Source organism: Pseudomonas sp. St290, from assembly GCF_018325805.1.
Lineage (GTDB): Bacteria > Pseudomonadota > Gammaproteobacteria > Pseudomonadales > Pseudomonadaceae > Aquipseudomonas > Aquipseudomonas bijieensis.
On sequence record NZ_AP014703.1, the window covers coordinates 1,925,943 to 1,941,611 of the forward strand.

The 15,669-nt window shown below is 63.0% G+C and carries 13 protein-coding genes; 9 read left to right on the forward strand and 4 right to left on the reverse strand.

Translation table 11 applies throughout. The annotated features are described in order from the left end of the window. Positions 1–64: 64 nt before the first annotated feature. Positions 65–1,429, reverse strand: a complete 1,365-nt coding sequence (eat, locus tag PBDP_RS08455) for an ethanolamine permease (protein WP_109751420.1) — start codon at positions 1,427–1,429, stop codon at positions 65–67. A 418-nt stretch (positions 1,430–1,847) separates the two neighbouring features. Here eat and kdpF point away from each other — a divergent pair, with 418 nt between their 5' ends. From kdpF to PBDP_RS08485, 6 genes are all read left to right on the forward strand, one after another. Continuing rightward, positions 1,848–1,937 carry a K(+)-transporting ATPase subunit F gene (gene kdpF / locus PBDP_RS08460; protein WP_033033323.1) on the forward strand — a complete coding sequence of 30 codons (90 nt, stop codon included), beginning with the start codon at positions 1,848–1,850 and terminating at the stop codon, positions 1,935–1,937. 8 nt (positions 1,938–1,945) lie between these two features. Further along, entirely contained in the window at positions 1,946–3,640 is a 1,695-nt protein-coding gene (kdpA, locus tag PBDP_RS08465; RefSeq protein ID WP_212802087.1) for a potassium-transporting ATPase subunit KdpA, read from the forward strand. 10 nt (positions 3,641–3,650) lie between these two features. Further along, the gene (kdpB, locus tag PBDP_RS08470) at positions 3,651–5,705 is read left to right on the forward strand and encodes a potassium-transporting ATPase subunit KdpB (RefSeq protein WP_212802088.1); all 2,055 of its coding nucleotides are present in this window, start codon (positions 3,651–3,653) and stop codon (positions 5,703–5,705) included. Between the two features lie 43 nt (positions 5,706–5,748). Beyond that, complete coding sequence (gene kdpC / locus PBDP_RS08475; protein WP_212802089.1) at positions 5,749–6,294, forward strand: potassium-transporting ATPase subunit KdpC; 546 nt, start codon at positions 5,749–5,751, stop codon at positions 6,292–6,294. A 177-nt stretch (positions 6,295–6,471) separates the two neighbouring features. Continuing rightward, entirely contained in the window at positions 6,472–9,123 is a 2,652-nt protein-coding gene (locus tag PBDP_RS08480; protein WP_212802090.1) for a DUF4118 domain-containing protein, read from the forward strand. A gap of 78 nt (positions 9,124–9,201) precedes the next feature. After that, on the forward strand, positions 9,202–9,900 hold the full coding sequence (locus PBDP_RS08485; RefSeq protein WP_109751425.1) for a response regulator: 699 nt from the start codon (positions 9,202–9,204) through the stop codon (positions 9,898–9,900). A 164-nt stretch (positions 9,901–10,064) separates the two neighbouring features. Here the strand turns inward: PBDP_RS08485 and PBDP_RS08490 are convergent, their stop codons facing one another. Continuing rightward, entirely contained in the window at positions 10,065–11,102 is a 1,038-nt protein-coding gene (locus tag PBDP_RS08490) for a patatin-like phospholipase family protein (protein WP_109751426.1), read from the reverse strand. Between the two features lie 207 nt (positions 11,103–11,309). On the opposite strand from PBDP_RS08490, the gene PBDP_RS08495 reads away from it, so the two are divergent. From PBDP_RS08495 to PBDP_RS08505, 3 genes are all read left to right on the forward strand, one after another. Next, positions 11,310–11,600 (forward strand): hypothetical protein, encoded by a 291-nt coding sequence (locus tag PBDP_RS08495; RefSeq protein ID WP_039588883.1) that lies wholly within the window; start codon positions 11,310–11,312, stop codon positions 11,598–11,600. A 106-nt stretch (positions 11,601–11,706) separates the two neighbouring features. After that, positions 11,707–12,468 (forward strand): CHAD domain-containing protein, encoded by a 762-nt coding sequence (locus PBDP_RS08500; protein ID WP_109751427.1) that lies wholly within the window; start codon positions 11,707–11,709, stop codon positions 12,466–12,468. Between the two features lie 226 nt (positions 12,469–12,694). Next, complete coding sequence (locus PBDP_RS08505; protein ID WP_109751428.1) at positions 12,695–13,492, forward strand: acyl-CoA thioesterase; 798 nt, start codon at positions 12,695–12,697, stop codon at positions 13,490–13,492. Between the two features lie 27 nt (positions 13,493–13,519). On the opposite strand, the gene PBDP_RS08510 is transcribed toward PBDP_RS08505, so the two are convergent. After that, positions 13,520–13,894, reverse strand: a complete 375-nt coding sequence (locus PBDP_RS08510; RefSeq protein ID WP_109751429.1) for a DUF962 domain-containing protein — start codon at positions 13,892–13,894, stop codon at positions 13,520–13,522. 269 nt (positions 13,895–14,163) lie between these two features. Continuing rightward, on the reverse strand, positions 14,164–15,645 hold the full coding sequence (locus tag PBDP_RS08515; RefSeq protein WP_212802091.1) for a methyl-accepting chemotaxis protein: 1,482 nt from the start codon (positions 15,643–15,645) through the stop codon (positions 14,164–14,166). Positions 15,646–15,669: the final 24 nt, after the last annotated feature.

Here is a 15,669-nt window from a genome sequence, read left to right on the forward strand (position 1 = left end):
TACCACTTATGAGCGAAGGTTGTTCGCAGTGGTTCAATACTACGCCCGTTCGGCCGGCTTCACCTCAAAGCCCGGTCAGCATCGCGTCGGCGGGAGCGTCTGCACGCAGTTGTGCGGTGAGGATGAAGTAGACGAAACCCACCACCATGAAGCCGAGGAAGATCAGCCCGATCAAGGCGTTGAACCAGGCCATCGCCACCAGGCAAACCACGGCCAATACCAGGGCGACGCCGGGTACAAGCGGATAACCCGGTGCGCGGAAAGTGCGTTCCAGGTTGGGTTCGGTTTTACGTAACTTGAACAGGCTGAGCATGCTCATGATGTACATGACGATGGCGCCGAACACGGCCATGGTGATCATCGCCGCGGTCAGGGTCATGCCGCCGAGGTTGATCAGGCCGTCGCTGTAGATCGCTGCGATGCCGATCAGCCCACCGGCGATGATGGCCCGGTGTGGGGTCTGGAAACGGGACAATTTGGCGAGGGAGGCGGGCAGGTAGCCGGCGCGGGCCAGGGCGAAGAATTGCCGCGAATAGCCAAGAATAATGCCGTGGAAACTCGCCACCAGGCCGAACAGGCCGATCCACACCAGCATGTGCAACCAGCCGGAGCTTTCGCCGACCACGGTTTTCATGGCTTGGGGCAGCGGATCGTTGATGTTCGACAGGGTGCGCCAGTCGCCAACGCCGCCAGCGAAGAACATCACGCCCATGGCCAGGACCACCAGGGTCAGGATGCCGCTGATGTAGGCCTTGGGAATCGTGCGTTTCGGGTCCTTGGCTTCTTCGGCGGCCATGGCCGCGCCTTCGATGGCCAGGAAGAACCAGATCGCGAAGGGGATCGCGGCGAACATTCCGGCGATGGCTGGCGCGCCGAACGTATCGGAACCGGCCCAGCCGTTCAGAGCGAAGCTGCTGAAGCTGAACGCCGGGGCCACGACGCCCATGAACACCAGCAGCTCGGCCACCGCCAGTACGCAGACAATCAACTCGAACGTCGCGGCCAATTTGACCCCGAGGATGTTCAGGCCCATGAACACGATATAGGCTCCGACCGCCGCGTGTTTCGGGTCCAGGGCCGGGAACTGCACGTTCAGGTAGGCGCCGATGGCCAGGGCAATGGCCGGCGGCGCGAAGACGAATTCGATCAGCGTCGCCAGCCCGGCGATCAACCCGCCTTTTTCACCAAAGGCCCGTCGGCTGTAGGCAAACGGTCCGCCGGCATGGGGAATGGCGGTGGTCAGTTCGGTGAAGCTGAAGATGAAGCAGGTGTACATGGCCGCCACCATGAAGGACGTCACCAGGAACCCCAGTGTCCCGGCCACGCCCCAGCCGTAGCTCCAGCCGAAATATTCGCCGGAAATCACCAGGCCGACGGCAATGCCCCATAAATGCAGGGTGCCCAGGGTGGGTTTGAGTTGTGTGTTCATCGGTGGCTCCCCTCGATCCATAGCAAAAGCGCTGGAAGAGGGCAGTGCAGTGGGCGTGCCAGTGTGGCGAGGGCGGTCGTAATGGGTGAAATCGTGTCGTATCGGGGATGTTCCTTGCTTGATGTGCCCCTGTTGTGCGCCAGTTGAGGGCGTTGGCGCTGATGATGCCGCCTTCGCGAGCAAGCCCGCTCTCACACTGGATTTGTGGTGTGGATGAAATCGACTGCTCACCGCAAGTCCAGTGTGGGAGCGGGCTTGCTCGCGAAGAGGCCCTTCCGATCGCCGCCATAACAACGCCATAAGTTCATTTTTTACAGATTCTTTATCCCCCACCCCCTCTCTCGATCTCGTTCCTTTACAGCCTCCCTGCCGACAATCACTCCACACACGGCACGACGCCGTACCACGGAGAAATCCCATGAATGTTCTGGACGGGGTGTCGCTGCTGCTGGCAGTGGCGCTGTTCATTTATCTGCTGGTTGCGCTGTTGCGCGCAGATCGGAACTAGGAGCGGCTATGCACGGTTATGACTACGGGCTGATCCTCGCCTTTTTCGCCCTGGTGCTGATTCCGGCACCGTTCCTGGGGCGTTTTTACTATCGGGTGATGGAAGGCCAGCGCACTTGGCTTTCACCGATCCTCGGCCCGGTGGAGCGCGGTTGCTATCGCCTGGCGGGAGTCGATCCCACTGCTGAGCAGAGCTGGCAGAAATACACCCTGGCCTTGCTCGCGTTCAACCTGGCGGGTTTTGTATTGCTGTTTGCGATTCTCCTGCTGCAAGGATATCTGCCCCTCAATACCGAGCAACTGCCCGGCATGGAATGGACCCAGGCCTTCAACACGGCCGTGAGTTTCATGACCAACACCAACTGGCAGTCCTACAGCGGTGAAGCGTCCCTGAGCTACCTGAGCCAGATGGTCGGCCTGACCGTGCAGAACTTTGTCAGCGCCGCCACCGGCCTGGCGGTGCTGGTGGCGCTTTGTCGCGGAATCGGGCGTAAGTCCGCCGCGACGCTGGGTAACTTCTGGGTCGACATGACCCGCGCCACCCTCTACGGGCTGCTGCCGCTGTGCCTGCTGCTGGCGTTGTTCCTGGTCTGGCAGGGCGTGCCGCAGACCTTTGCGCACTACGTGCACAGCGTCACGATGCAGGGCGCCGACCAAGTCATTCCGCTGGGGCCGGCAGCCAGCCAGATCGCGATCAAGCAACTAGGTACCAACGGCGGCGGTTTTTTCGGCGTCAACTCGGCGCACCCGTTCGAGAACCCGACGGCCTGGAGCAATCTGTTTGAAGTCGTCTCGATTATCCTGATCCCCGTCGCGCTGGTGTTCACCTTCGGCCATTACGTCAAGGACCAGCGCCAGAGCCGGGCGATCATCGCTTGCATGCTCGTGCTGTTCTTGATCGGCGGCGCCACGTCGCTGTGGGCCGAATACCAGCCCAACCCGGCCCTGAATGACGCGGCCGTCGAGCAAACCGCACCGCTGGAAGGCAAGGAAACACGCTTCGGCACCACCGCCACGGTGCTGTGGTCGGTGACCACCACGGCGGCATCCAACGGCTCGGTCAACGCCATGCACGACAGCCTCAACCCGCTCAGTGGCATGGTGTCACTGGTGAATATGATGGTCGGCGAAGTGATCTTTGGCGGTGTCGGCGCCGGGCTCTACGGCATGTTGCTGAACGTGCTGATCGCGGTGTTCCTGGCCGGCTTGATGATCGGTCGCACCCCTGAATATCTGGGCAAGAAGCTCGGCGCCCGGGAGGTGCAACTGCTGGTGGCAACCCTGCTGGTGATGCCCGTGAGTGTGCTGGTGTTGGGGGCTGTCGCCGCGAGCCTGCCCGGGCCGGCCGCTGCCGTGAGTAACCCGGGCGCCCATGGCTTCAGCCAGTTGTTGTACGCCTACACCTCGGCGGGGGCGAATAACGGTTCGGCATTCGGTGGTTTCGGCGCCAACACACCCTTCCACAACCTGGTGCTGGGCCTGGGCATGTTGATTGGTCGGTTCGGTTACATCCTGCCGGTGCTGGCGTTGGCCGGCAGCCTGGCCTTGAAGAAGACCGCGCCGATTGGTCAGAACAGCTTTCCAACCCACGGCCCGCTGTTCGTGACCCTGTTGACCGTGACCATTGTGCTGGTGGGCGGCTTGACCTTCCTGCCGACCCTGGCACTGGGGCCGATTGCCGAACACCTGAGCATGGGCTTCTGAGGACCTGATAATGAATATGCCGATGAGCAAAACCGTCGCCGCCAAGGCACCGGAACAACCGAAGACCCACCTGTCGGCCCTCTGGCGGCCGGCGTTGGTACAAGCCTTCGTCAAGCTCGATCCACGCCAGTTGCACCGCGCGCCGGTGATGCTGGTGGTGGAGCTGACCGCGATCCTCACCACCGTGCTGTGCTTCATCCCCGACAGTGCCGTGCCGACGTTCGTCGCTGCGCAAATTGCCCTGTGGCTATGGTTCACCGTGCTGTTTGCCAACTTCGCCGAAGCGTTGGCCGAAGGCCGCGGCAAAGCCCGGGCCGACAGTCTCAAGGCTGGCAGCGAAGGCCTCCAGGCACGTCGCCAGACCGCCAGTGGGTTTGAAATGATTCCCGCCACCCGTCTGCGCAAGGGCGATGTGGTGCGCGTCGAGGCCGGCGACATGATCCCCGGCGACGGCGAAGTGATCGAAGGCATCGCCGCGGTCAACGAGGCGGCGATCACTGGCGAATCGGCGCCGGTCATCCGCGAGTCTGGCGGTGATCGCTCGGCCGTCACCGGTAATACACGGCTAGTCTCCGACTGGCTGCTGGTGCGCATCACCAGCAATCCCGGCGAGTCCACCCTGGACCGCATGATCGCCTTGGTCGAAGGCGCCAAGCGCCAGAAAACCCCGAACGAGGTGGCGCTGGATATCCTGCTGATCGGCCTGACGCTGATCTTCCTGTTGGTGGTGGTGACGCTGCAACCGTTCGCCCATTTCGCCAACGCCAGCCTGCCGCTGGTGTTTCTGGTGGCGCTGCTGGTCACCTTGATTCCCACTACCATCGGCGGGCTGCTGTCGGCCATCGGCATCGCCGGGATGGACCGGTTGGTGCGCCTGAACGTGATCGCCAAATCCGGCCGTGCGGTCGAGGCGGCGGGGGATGTGCATGTGCTGATGCTGGACAAGACCGGCACCATCACCTTTGGCAACCGTCGTTGTACGGCGGTCTATGCCGCCCCCGGTGTGAGTGCCAAGGAACTGGCCGAAGGCGCGTTGTTCGCCTCGCTGGCTGACGACACGGCCGAGGGCAGGTCCATCGTCGAATACCTGCGTGGTTTGCATCCACAGCCTGAGCCCGGCGTCGAAGCATTGGTGGCCGTGCCGTTCAGTGCCGAAACCCGTTTGTCCGGGGTCGACTATCAGGGCCGCATCTACCGCAAGGGCGCCGTGGATTCGCTGCTGAGCTTTATCGGTCTGGCGAAAACCGAGTTGCCGTCAGCGCTGGCCCGGGAAGTCGACAAGATTGCCCAGAGCGGTGGCACGCCATTGCTGGTGTGTGCCGATGGCAGGCTGCTGGGTGCCATTCATCTGAAGGACGTGGTCAAGCCCGGCATCCGCGAGCGTTTCGCCGAGCTGCGCAAGCTGGGGATTCGCACGGTGATGGTCACCGGTGACAACCCGTTGACCGCCGCCGCGATTGCCGCCGAGGCGGGTGTCGACGACGTACTGGCAGAAGCCACGCCGGAGAAAAAACTGGCGCGCATCCGTCATGAGCAGAATGACGGTCGGCTGGTGGCGATGTGCGGCGACGGTGCCAACGACGCCCCGGCCCTGGCCCAGGCCGATGTCGGCATGGCGATGAACGACGGCACCCAGGCCGCGCGGGAAGCGGCCAACATGGTCGATCTCGACAGCGACCCGACCAAACTGCTGGATGTGGTGCAGATCGGCAAGGAGCTACTGGTGACCCGTGGGGCGCTGACCACCTTTTCCATCGCCAATGACATCGCCAAGTACTTCGCGATCCTGCCGGCGCTGTTCGCCTCGATTTATCCACAGCTCGGCGTGTTGAACGTGATGCACCTGAGCAGCCCGCAGAGCGCGATCGTGTCGGCCATTGTCTTCAATGCCTTGATCATCGTCGTGCTGATCCCCCTGGCCCTGCGCGGCGTGCGAGTGCAAGCGGCAAGCGCGGCGGCGTTGTTGCGGCGCAATCTGTTGATCTATGGCCTGGGCGGGATCGTGGTGCCGTTCGTGGGGATCAAGGCGATCGATATGTTGCTGACGGCATTGGGTTTGGTTTGAGCCTGTTAATGCCATCGATGTGTTTTCAACTGAGGAATTCTGGATGTCCACATTAATTCGCCCGGCCTTGAGCCTGCTATTGCTGATGACCCTGATCACCGGTGTCGCGTATCCATTGGTGGTCACCGGCGTGGCGCAAGTCGCCTTTCCCGTCCAGGCCAACGGCAGCCTGATCGTCGATGCCGCCGGCAAGATTCGTGGCTCGACGCTGATCGCCCAGGATTTCACCGGCGATGCCTGGTTTCATCCACGGCCATCGGCCGGTGTCTTTGCCACGGTCGCCAGCGGCGCCAGCAATCTTTCCCCGAGCAATCCGGCCCTGGCCACACGGGTGATCGATGACGCCCGCAAACTCCAGGTGCCCGCTCAGGGCCCGGTGCCGCTGGCATTGCTGACCACCTCCGCCAGCGGGCTGGATCCGCACTTGCCTCCAGCGGCGATTGCCTATCAACTGGCGCGTGTCGCCGCCGCACGCAACCTGCCGTCCTCGACCTTGCAGCAATTGCTCGACGACAACATCGAGCAACCCTTGGTGGGGCCACCGGTAGTGAATGTGCTGGCGCTGAACCTGGCCCTGGAAAAGCTGTAAGAACCTGTGGGAGTGGCGCCTGTGAGAGCAAAGCCTGTGGGAGCAAAGCTTGCTCGCGATGAACGATAACGCGTTCATCAGTTGAACCGTATCGCCTTGGTCGCGAGCAAGCTTTGCTCCCACCGGTCCGGCTCCCCACAGGGTGTTTGATCAATATTTGAAAGAGATTTCCACGCCATGAGCGATTCCGGCCGCGCCGACGCACTGTTAGCCAATCTGCCTCGCAACGACCGTGGCCGGCTCAAGGTCTTTCTGGGCGCGGCCCCAGGCGTGGGCAAGACCTACGCCATGTTGCAAGCGGCCCACAGCCAATTGCGTCAAGGCGTGAAGGTCATCGCCGGGGTGGTGGAGACGCACGGCCGAAGTGAAACCGAAGCGCTGCTCGGCGGCCTGGCGCAGCAGCCTTTGGTGCGCTCGGAATATCGCGGCGTGATGCTCGAGGAAATGGACCTCGACGGTTTGCTCGCCGCCCGCCCGACGTTGGTCCTGGTGGACGAACTGGCCCACAGCAACGCGCCCGGCAGTCGCCATGCCAAACGCTGGCAGGACATTCAGGAACTGCTCGCGGCGGGCATCGATGTCTATACCACGGTCAATGTCCAGCATCTGGAAAGCCTCAACGACCAAGTGCGTGGCATCACCGGCGTGCAGGTGCGCGAGACGCTGCCGGATTGGGTCCTGCAGGAAGCCGATGAACTGCTGCTGATCGACCTGCCACCACGCGAGCTGCTGGAGCGCCTGCGTGATGGCAAGGTCTACGTGCCGGAGCAGGCCCGGGCGGCAATCGATGCGTTCTTCACCCAGACCAACCTGACCGCGTTGCGTGAGCTGGCCATGCAGACCGCCGCCGCCCAGGTCGACAACGACCTGGCCCTGGGCTACCGACAACTGGGGCAGGCCGCGCCGGCGGTGCGCGGACGCTTGCTGGTGGGGGTGGACGGTGACGTCCAGGCTGAACGGCTGGTGCGTCATGCCAGTCGCGTTGCCCAGCGTCGACATCTGCCGTGGAGCCTGGTGCATGTGGACAACGGTAGCGCTCGCGACGAGGCCTCGCGCCAGCGCTTGCAGAATGCCCAGCAACTGGCCGAACGCCTCGGTGGCGAAGTGGTGCTGCTGCGGGCCGGTGAGGTGGCCAGGACGCTGATCCAGCATGCCAGCGAACGGCGCGCCACGCTGGTGCTGGTAGGCCAGTCTCGGCCACGCCTGCGCCGACGGCTGTTTGGCGGCGGCCTCGCGTCGCGTCTGCTGCGCGATGCCCGGGGCCTGGAAATCAACGTGTTGGACAGCGATGAGCAACCGCGTCCCGCCCGCGTGCACTCAACAGCTGTCCAGACCGGGTTCGATTATGTGCTGGCGTTGCTGGCGACTGTGGCGGCCAGCGCATTGGCCTGGGGGATCTCGGGGCTGCTGGCATTGCCCAATATCTCCCTGGTGTTCCTGATGGCGGTGTTGCTGGTGGCGGTACGCAGCAGCCTCGGCCCGGCGCTGGCCTGCGCAGCGCTGTCGTTCCTGGCTTATGACTTCCTGTTCATTCCGCCGAATTTTTCTTTCACCATCCAGCGCGAAGAGGACGTGCTGACGCTGGTGTTTTTCCTGCTCATGGCAGCCCTGACCGGCAACCTTGCCGCGCGCCAGCGTCGCCAGTTGCAGGCCCTGCGCGATACCCAGCAGGAAACCGGCGAACTGCTCGACCTGTCGCGCAAACTCACCGCCGCCACCGACCGCCAGGCGGTGATCAGCGCCGCCGCGCAGCACCTCAACGGTTGGCACGACCTGCAACTGTGCCTGCTCAACCGCGACAGCCAGGGCGGCTGGAAAGTCGAGAGCGGTGAGCCATTGACGTTCACCGAGGCCGAGCGCGCGGCGGCGGACTGGTCCTGGCAGCACGATCAACCGGCCGGTGCCGGCACCGGAACGCTGCCGTCCGGGCGTTGGTGGTGGTGGCCGTTGTCGGCGGAGGGCGGGCCGCTGGCCTTGTTGGGCGTTTGCCCGAAAGAAGGCAAGCCGCTGAGTGGCCAGCGTCGGCGTTTATTGACGGCCCTCAGCCAACCATTGGCCCAGGCGTTGGCTCGGGCGCAGTTGGCTCAGGATCTGGAAGCCGCGCGTCTGCACGGTGAAACCGAGCAACTGCGCAGTGCTTTGCTGGCTTCAGTGTCCCACGATCTGCGCACGCCGCTGACGGCCATGCGCGGCAGCATCGACAGTCTGCTGGCATTGGGGGAGGCCATCCCGCTGGCCGATCGTCGCGAACTGCTCGAAGGCACCCGCGATGAAGCCGAGCGGTTGGATCGTTACATCCAGAATCTCCTGGACATGACCCGCCTGGGCCACGGCGCCCTGAAGCTGGCGCGGGACTGGGTGGCTCCGGCCGACATCGTCGGCAGCGCGCTGAACCGCCTTCGGGCGGTGCTGGCGCCGCTGGCGCTCAGTGTCGAGGTGCCCGCTGAATTGCCCCTGCTGTATGTCCATGCAGCGTTGATCGAACAGGCCCTGGTGAACGTGCTGGAGAACGCCGCGCGATTCTCGCCGACCCAGGGGCGGTTGCTTTTGAGCGCCGGGGCGTCCGACAGCGAAGTGTTTTTTGCCGTGGCCGACGAGGGGCCAGGGATCCCTGAACAAGAACGGGAGAAAATCTTCGACATGTTCTATACCGCCGCGCGCGGTGATCGAGGCGGGCAGGGCACGGGTCTGGGCTTGGCGATCTGCCAGGGCATGGTCGGTGCCCATGGCGGGCGCATCAGTGTGGCCGATGGCCTCGACGGGCGCGGCACCTGCATCACGTTGCACCTGCCCCTGCAGGCACAACCGGGCATGGACGATGAAGCTTGAGCCGGGTTGCGATACTCTTTTGTGACCGGCAGCTTGTGACCTGCTTACCTTTCCACCTGACTGCAACGAACGAGCCTCATGAGCCAGACCGCGACCCTTTTGGTCATCGATGACGAACCGCAGATTCGCAAATTCCTGCGCATCAGCCTGAGCTCCCAAGGCTACAAGGTGCTGGAAGCCGGTACCGGCGCTGAAGGGCTTGCCCAAGCGGCGTTGAACAAGCCTGATCTGCTGGTACTCGACCTGGGCCTGCCGGATATGGATGGCCAACAGGTGTTGCGCGAGTTTCGCCAATGGTCGACGGTGCCGGTACTGGTACTCTCGGTGCGGGCCAGCGAAGCACAGAAGGTCGAGGCACTGGACAACGGCGCCAACGATTACGTGACCAAGCCGTTCGGCATCCAGGAATTCCTTGCCCGCATCCGTGCCTTGTTGCGCCAGGCTCCGGCGGGCGAGCCACAGGAAGCTGCGCTGAAGTTCGGCCCGCTGACGGTGGACCTGGCGTATCGGCGGGTGCTGCTGGACGGCACCGAAGTGGCCCTGACCCGCAAGGAGTACGCCGTGCTGGCGCAACTGGCGCGGCATCCGGGGCGGGTCATCACCCAGCAGCAACTGCTCAAGGACATCTGGGGCCCGACCCACACCGAAGACAGTCACTACCTGCGGATCGTGGTCGGTCACCTGCGCCAGAAACTGGCCGACGACCCGACCCGGCCGCGGTTCATTGCGACCGAGGCGGGGGTGGGGTATCGGTTGTTGGGGGAGGGTGGTGTTTAATCACAAGGTTTAAGCCAAGCGCTTTTGTGGCGAGGGGATTTATCCCCGTTGGGCTGCGAAGCGGCCCCAAAAAGCTTCAGACATGATTTGGACCTGACACACCGCGGGTTCAGGTTTTAGGGCTGCTTCGCAGCCCAACGGGGATAAATCCCCTCGCCACAGATTCAGTTCTGGTCACTCTCATACCGATCCAGGGTGTCGCTGGCAATCTCCCGTCCCAATGCGATCAACTCCGGCGCCTTGTAGAACTCGAAGAACCGGCACACCCGCTTCGGCACGTTGATCAGCACATCCGGCGGATAACCGGCGATCTTGTACTGGGCCAGCGAGGTCTGCATCACTTCGAAGCTCTGGTTGATCAAGTCCAGCAACGAGGCCGGGCCGACGTTGTCGATGATGAACGAGCCGGTGGCGGATTTCGGTGCGCCTTCGTTTTCTGGCGCGGCAGCCGGTTGTTGGCCTTCGGGCTCGGCCGAGTCGATCCATGGGTTGATGTCGGCGGCTTCGGCCTTCAAGGCTTCCTGTTCCAGGAGCAACAATTGTTCGGCCTGCTTGCGGCGAAACGGCAGGCGCGAACCCAGGGAGCTGACCAAGGTGTCGAAGCGGCGCCTGAAAGCGGCGGGGCGTGGGATCACCGGTAATCGATACTGTTTCTGGTTGGTGGCGTTGAGGTTGACCGCGATGATCAGGTCGCAGTGGCTCGACACCACCGGCACGATCGGCAACGGGTTGAGCAGGCCGCCATCCACCAGCATGCGGTTGCCTTGCATCACGGGCGTGAACAGGCTGGGAATCGCCGCCGAAGCGCGCATTGCCTGATGCAGGCAACCTTCCTGGAACCAGATTTCCTGTTGGTTGGTCAGGTCGGTGGCCACGGCGGTATAGGGGATGCGCAAATCTTCGATGTTGAGTTCGCCAACGATCTTGCGGATCTGCCCGAAGACCTTCTCGCCACGAATCGCGCCGAGGCGGAAGCTGACGTCCACCAGGCGCAGGACGTCCAGGTAATCGAGGCTTTCGATCCAGTTGCGATAATCCTTGAGCTTGCCCGCGGCATAGATCCCGCCCACGACAGCACCCATGGAACACCCGGCGACGCAGGCGATGTCGTAGCCACGTCGTTCGATTTCTTCGATCACCCCGATATGGGCATAGCCCCGGGCACCACCGGAGCCCAATACCAATGCGACACGTTTTGTCATGACCCGGCCTCTTGTCGAACAGGTTTCAACAATGCACTTATCGACAGCTTGGCTCAATCGTTGTGGCGCAAGCGTCGTTTTTTGACACGCCGGCGTGGCATTTGCGTATTCTCATCCACACTGAATTTACACGGTCGGGCCTTGGCACTTTTTCCAGGCGCGACCGTCTTACCAGCACGACTGTTTTCCTGACTTGAGGTGTAATCGATGAAAGCCCGGATCTGCCTGCCCCTGGTGGCATCCCTGATGGTTCTGGCCCTGGCCGGTTGCGCAGGCAAAACCGCTTACCGTGACAGCTGTGGCAGCCAACTCGACAGCGCCTGGCGTGAACTGGACCTGGCCAAGGCCGAAGGTTTCGCCGGCACCGTCAGCTACTCCAAGGCCCTGTCCCTGCTGACGGGCGCCAAGACCCAGCAGCAATTCGAAGCATTCGAAGGCTGTACCAAAAAAGCCGAGAAAGCACGTTTCTACATCCGCGAATCCCGCGCGGGACGATAAGAACAGCGACAAGCTTTAAGCTGCGAGCTACAAGGAAGGAGCGGGCGACGCGATCCTCCCTTGCAGCTTGAGGCTTATCGCTTGAAGCTGCGTACGGAGTACGTCCATGATCGATCGGCTGGTGGCCCGGATACTGGGCCTGGAAGTCCGCCTGTTGGCCTGTCAGGCCCGCTTGAATGCCCATACCGACAGCGAAGCGCTGCATGACCTGCGGACCACGGTACGTCGTTTACGCAGCCTGCTTCGCCCGTTGCGCGGGTTGCCCGGCGTCCAACAACTGGAAACGGCTGCTTCGGCGGTGGGCACCCTGACCACGCCCTTGCGCGACCGGGAAGTCCTGGCCGCTTACCTTGAGCAGCATGGCCAGGCCGAGGCGGCGCGGCGACGCCAGGTGCAAATGGCCGATGCCTATCCCGCCGTGGCCGCGAGTGTTGAGTTGGCGCAGTTGCTGATGATCCTCGATGCCTTCCCGCGCTTCATTCGCGCCGCCCAGCGTGAGGGCCTGCTGAAGGGCTTGCGCAAACGCATTGAAAAGCGCCTGGACAAACAATGGAAGAAACTCGGCGAAGCCCTGCGCGATCCAGCCCATGACCGTCACCGGTTGCGCCTGCTGATCAAGCGCGTTCGCTACGCCCTCGAAGCCTACCCTGAACTCGACCGCCTGCCTGAAGCTGCCATGCCACGGCTCAAGTCCGCCCAGGCTGCGCTGGGCGACTGGCACGATTGCTGGCAATGGCTGGCCCGGGCCAGGGAGGAAACCGATCTGCAATCTTGTGTGCCTACCTGGCACGCCACGATGGAAAAGGCCGAGGCCAAGTCCGACAAGGTGCTCGACAAGCTGATTGCGAGTTGCTTCGAAAAATCCTGAACCTTGCACTTACCCCCTGTGGGGAGCGAGCCTGCTCGCGATGACGGTGGGTCAACTTGCCTATCTATCGACTGATACACCGCTATCGCGAGCAGGCTCGCTCCCACAGGGGAGCAATTCAAGATCCTCGGCTTTTCTGTCAGCCTCTTTGGCCGGAATGAGCCCTGTGCCGCCAGCCCAGGCTGGTTAAGATCCCTTCATCCTTTTCCCTGTTTTCGAGGTCGTCATGCGCTTTTCCGATTTGATCGATGCCGTGCGCCGGCAGCCCGGTGCGGTGAGCATCGCGCCTGAATGGGGCCAGGGGCGGGCCAGTTTTGGTGGGCTGGTGGCGGCGCTGCAATATGAGGCGATGCGTGCCAAGGTGCCGGCGGATCGCCCGGTGCGCTCGCTGGCGATTACCTTTGTCGGCCCGGTCGAACCCGATGTGCCTGTCAGCTTCGAAGTCGACGTGTTGCGTGAAGGCAAGGCCGTCAGCCAGGTGCTCGGACGCGCAGTGCAGAACGGCCAAGTGGTGACCGTGGTGCAAGGCAGTTTCGGCGCATCGCGCTCATCGGTGGTGGCGGTGCAGGCCGACCCCGCGCCGGAATTCAAAAGTGTGGAGCAATGCCAGGAACTGCCCTACGTCAAGGGCGCTACGCCGGAGTTCATGCGGCATCTGGCGATGCGCTGGAGCGTTGGAGGCTTGCCGTTCAGCGGCAATAAGTCCCGGAGCATGGGCGGCTGGGTGCGTTTGCGCGGCGATGTGCAGGAGGAGCCACTGAACGAAAGCCATATCCTGGCCTTGGTGGATGCCTGGCCGCCGGCCTTGTTGCCTCACCTTTCGCAAATGGCCCCGGGCAGTACGCTCACCTGGACCATCGAGTTCGTCCAGCCGCTGCTGGAACTCACGACACTGGACTGGTGCAAGTACCTGGCTGAGATCGAGCATGCCCAGGACGGTTACGGCCATGTCGCCGCGAAGTTCTGGAGCGCCGATGGTCGCTTGATCGCCATGAGCCGGCAGACGGTGACCATCTTCGGGTAAGGCCGCTGCGGGCATGGCTTGCTTCGGCTAAGGCTTGTGGTTGTGACGGTGGCGATCCCGCCAGGCGCGCCACCAGCCACCGCTGAGGAAGAACCGCGGGAAAGTCAGGAACTGTTCCACCAACAGGCGCGAGACGGCATCCTTGCGATCGCTGAACGGTTCGCTGGCTTGGGCCTCCAGGCTGTGGCCGTGACGCTGCAAGCCGAGTGCCGCGAGCAGGCCGATGATGCCGATGGCGACATCGCCCAGGCTCAAGCTGAACACCCCCGACACAATCAGCAGAAACGCGACGATGAACAGCGGCACGGCAATCAGGTGCAGCACCAGGTTGGTGGGGTGGCGATGACTGTCAGGGTAGGCGCGCCATTGCCAGGCCGGAAGATTGGGATGACGTTTGCCCATGATGCTATTCCTTGAACGAAACCGAATGACCCAAGGATAGGTCCGGGCGGGCGGCGCGGCGAATGGCGGTTGGCTATCGAAGCGATAGATGGCCATACAGTTTTGCTGTTGTGGCGAGGGGACTTGTTTGTGGGAGCACGGCTGTGGGAGCAAGGCTTGCCCGCGATGGACGCGATACGGTCTTTGGTGAACCGAGCTGCCTCCATCGCGGGCAAGCCTTGCTCCCACAGAGGGAATTCCCTCAGCAGGGAGTCGGGCAAGCCAGCGTTCTACAGTTTCAACTGCCCGATCGCCTTGCTCAACTCGCCCGCCAACGTTGCCAATTCATCGCTGGTGGTGGCTGAATCCACGGTCTGGCGTACGGTGTTCTCGGTCACGTCGCGAATGCTCACCACCGCCCGGTTCATTTCCTCGGCGACGTGGCTTTGCTGCTCGGCCGCGACAGCGATCTGAGTGTTGCTCTCACGCATTTGCGCCACCGCTGCGGTGATCTGTGCCAGGGCGTCGCCGGCCTCGCGGGCCTGTTGCACGCAATCGTCGGCCTTGAGCGAACTCTCCTGCATGAAGTCCACCGCGTCCCGGGTCCCGGCTTGCAGGGCCGAAACCATGGTGGTGATTTCATCCGTGGAGGTCTGTACCCGCTTGGCCAGGTTGCGCACCTCGTCGGCCACCACGGCAAATCCCCGGCCCATTTCCCCGGCCCGCGCCGCTTCGATCGCCGCGTTCAGGGCCAGCAGATTGGTTTGTTCGGCAATGCTGTGGATCACGCTGACCACGCCGTTGATCTTCTGGCTGTCTTCGGCCAGGCGCTGGATCATTTCGGCGGTCTGCTGCACACCCGAAGACAGCCCGGTGATCGACTGTTGCACCCGGCCAACCACTTCGTGACCGTTGCCGGCCAGGGTGTCGGCGGTTTTCGACAGGTCGCGGGTGGCGCCGGCATGCTGGGCGATGTGATAAACCGTGGCGGACATTTCGTTGATCGCCGTGGCTGCCTGATCGGTTTCGCTTTGCTGGCCCAGCATGCCGTGGCGCACATCGTTCATGCTCGATGCCAGGCGCGCCGCACCACTGTCCAACTGCCGGGCGGTGCTGGCAACAGTGTCTACCACCCGTTGATAACCGGCCTGCATGGCGTTGAACGCGGCCGCCATCTGACCCACTTCGTCCCTGCACGCCAGGGGAACGCGGGCGGACAGGTCACCGGTTTTCTCCACGTGCAGCATCACGTCTTTGAGCGTGTTGAGCTGGCTGAGCAAAAAGCGGATCAACAGTTGTGATGCGCCCAGCATCGCCAGCATCAGCACGAACACTGCCACGGCGTATTGGCTGAAGCGTTCACCGAACACTTGACCCAGGCTTACACCCTGGGCCAGCACGGCGAGCTGTTGACCGTCCCCTCGACGGATCACTTGGGCGCCCAGCAGCGGATCGTTATCAAGCAGCAACCCGGCATCGAGGTCTACCCAGCCATCGGCCTGCGCCAGCGAAGGCAACGGTTGTTCGTTGAACACCGGCACCTGGTCGCGCTGCAATGCCAAGAGGCCTTCGGCCTTGGGCAGGGGCTGCCCGGCAGGCCAGGCAGCGAGCACGTGCGCCTGGGCCTGGGCGTTCGCCTGGGCCGCATGGTTGCGCGCCTGCTGTTCAAGGTGCACCGCGTAGAGCACCAGCAGCAGGGTAGTGACAAAGGCGACCGCATTGACCGCCCAGAATTTGTATTTCAACGAGATATTGCTAAGCCAGGCACCCATGGAAGGTCTTCTCTGATAGCGGAA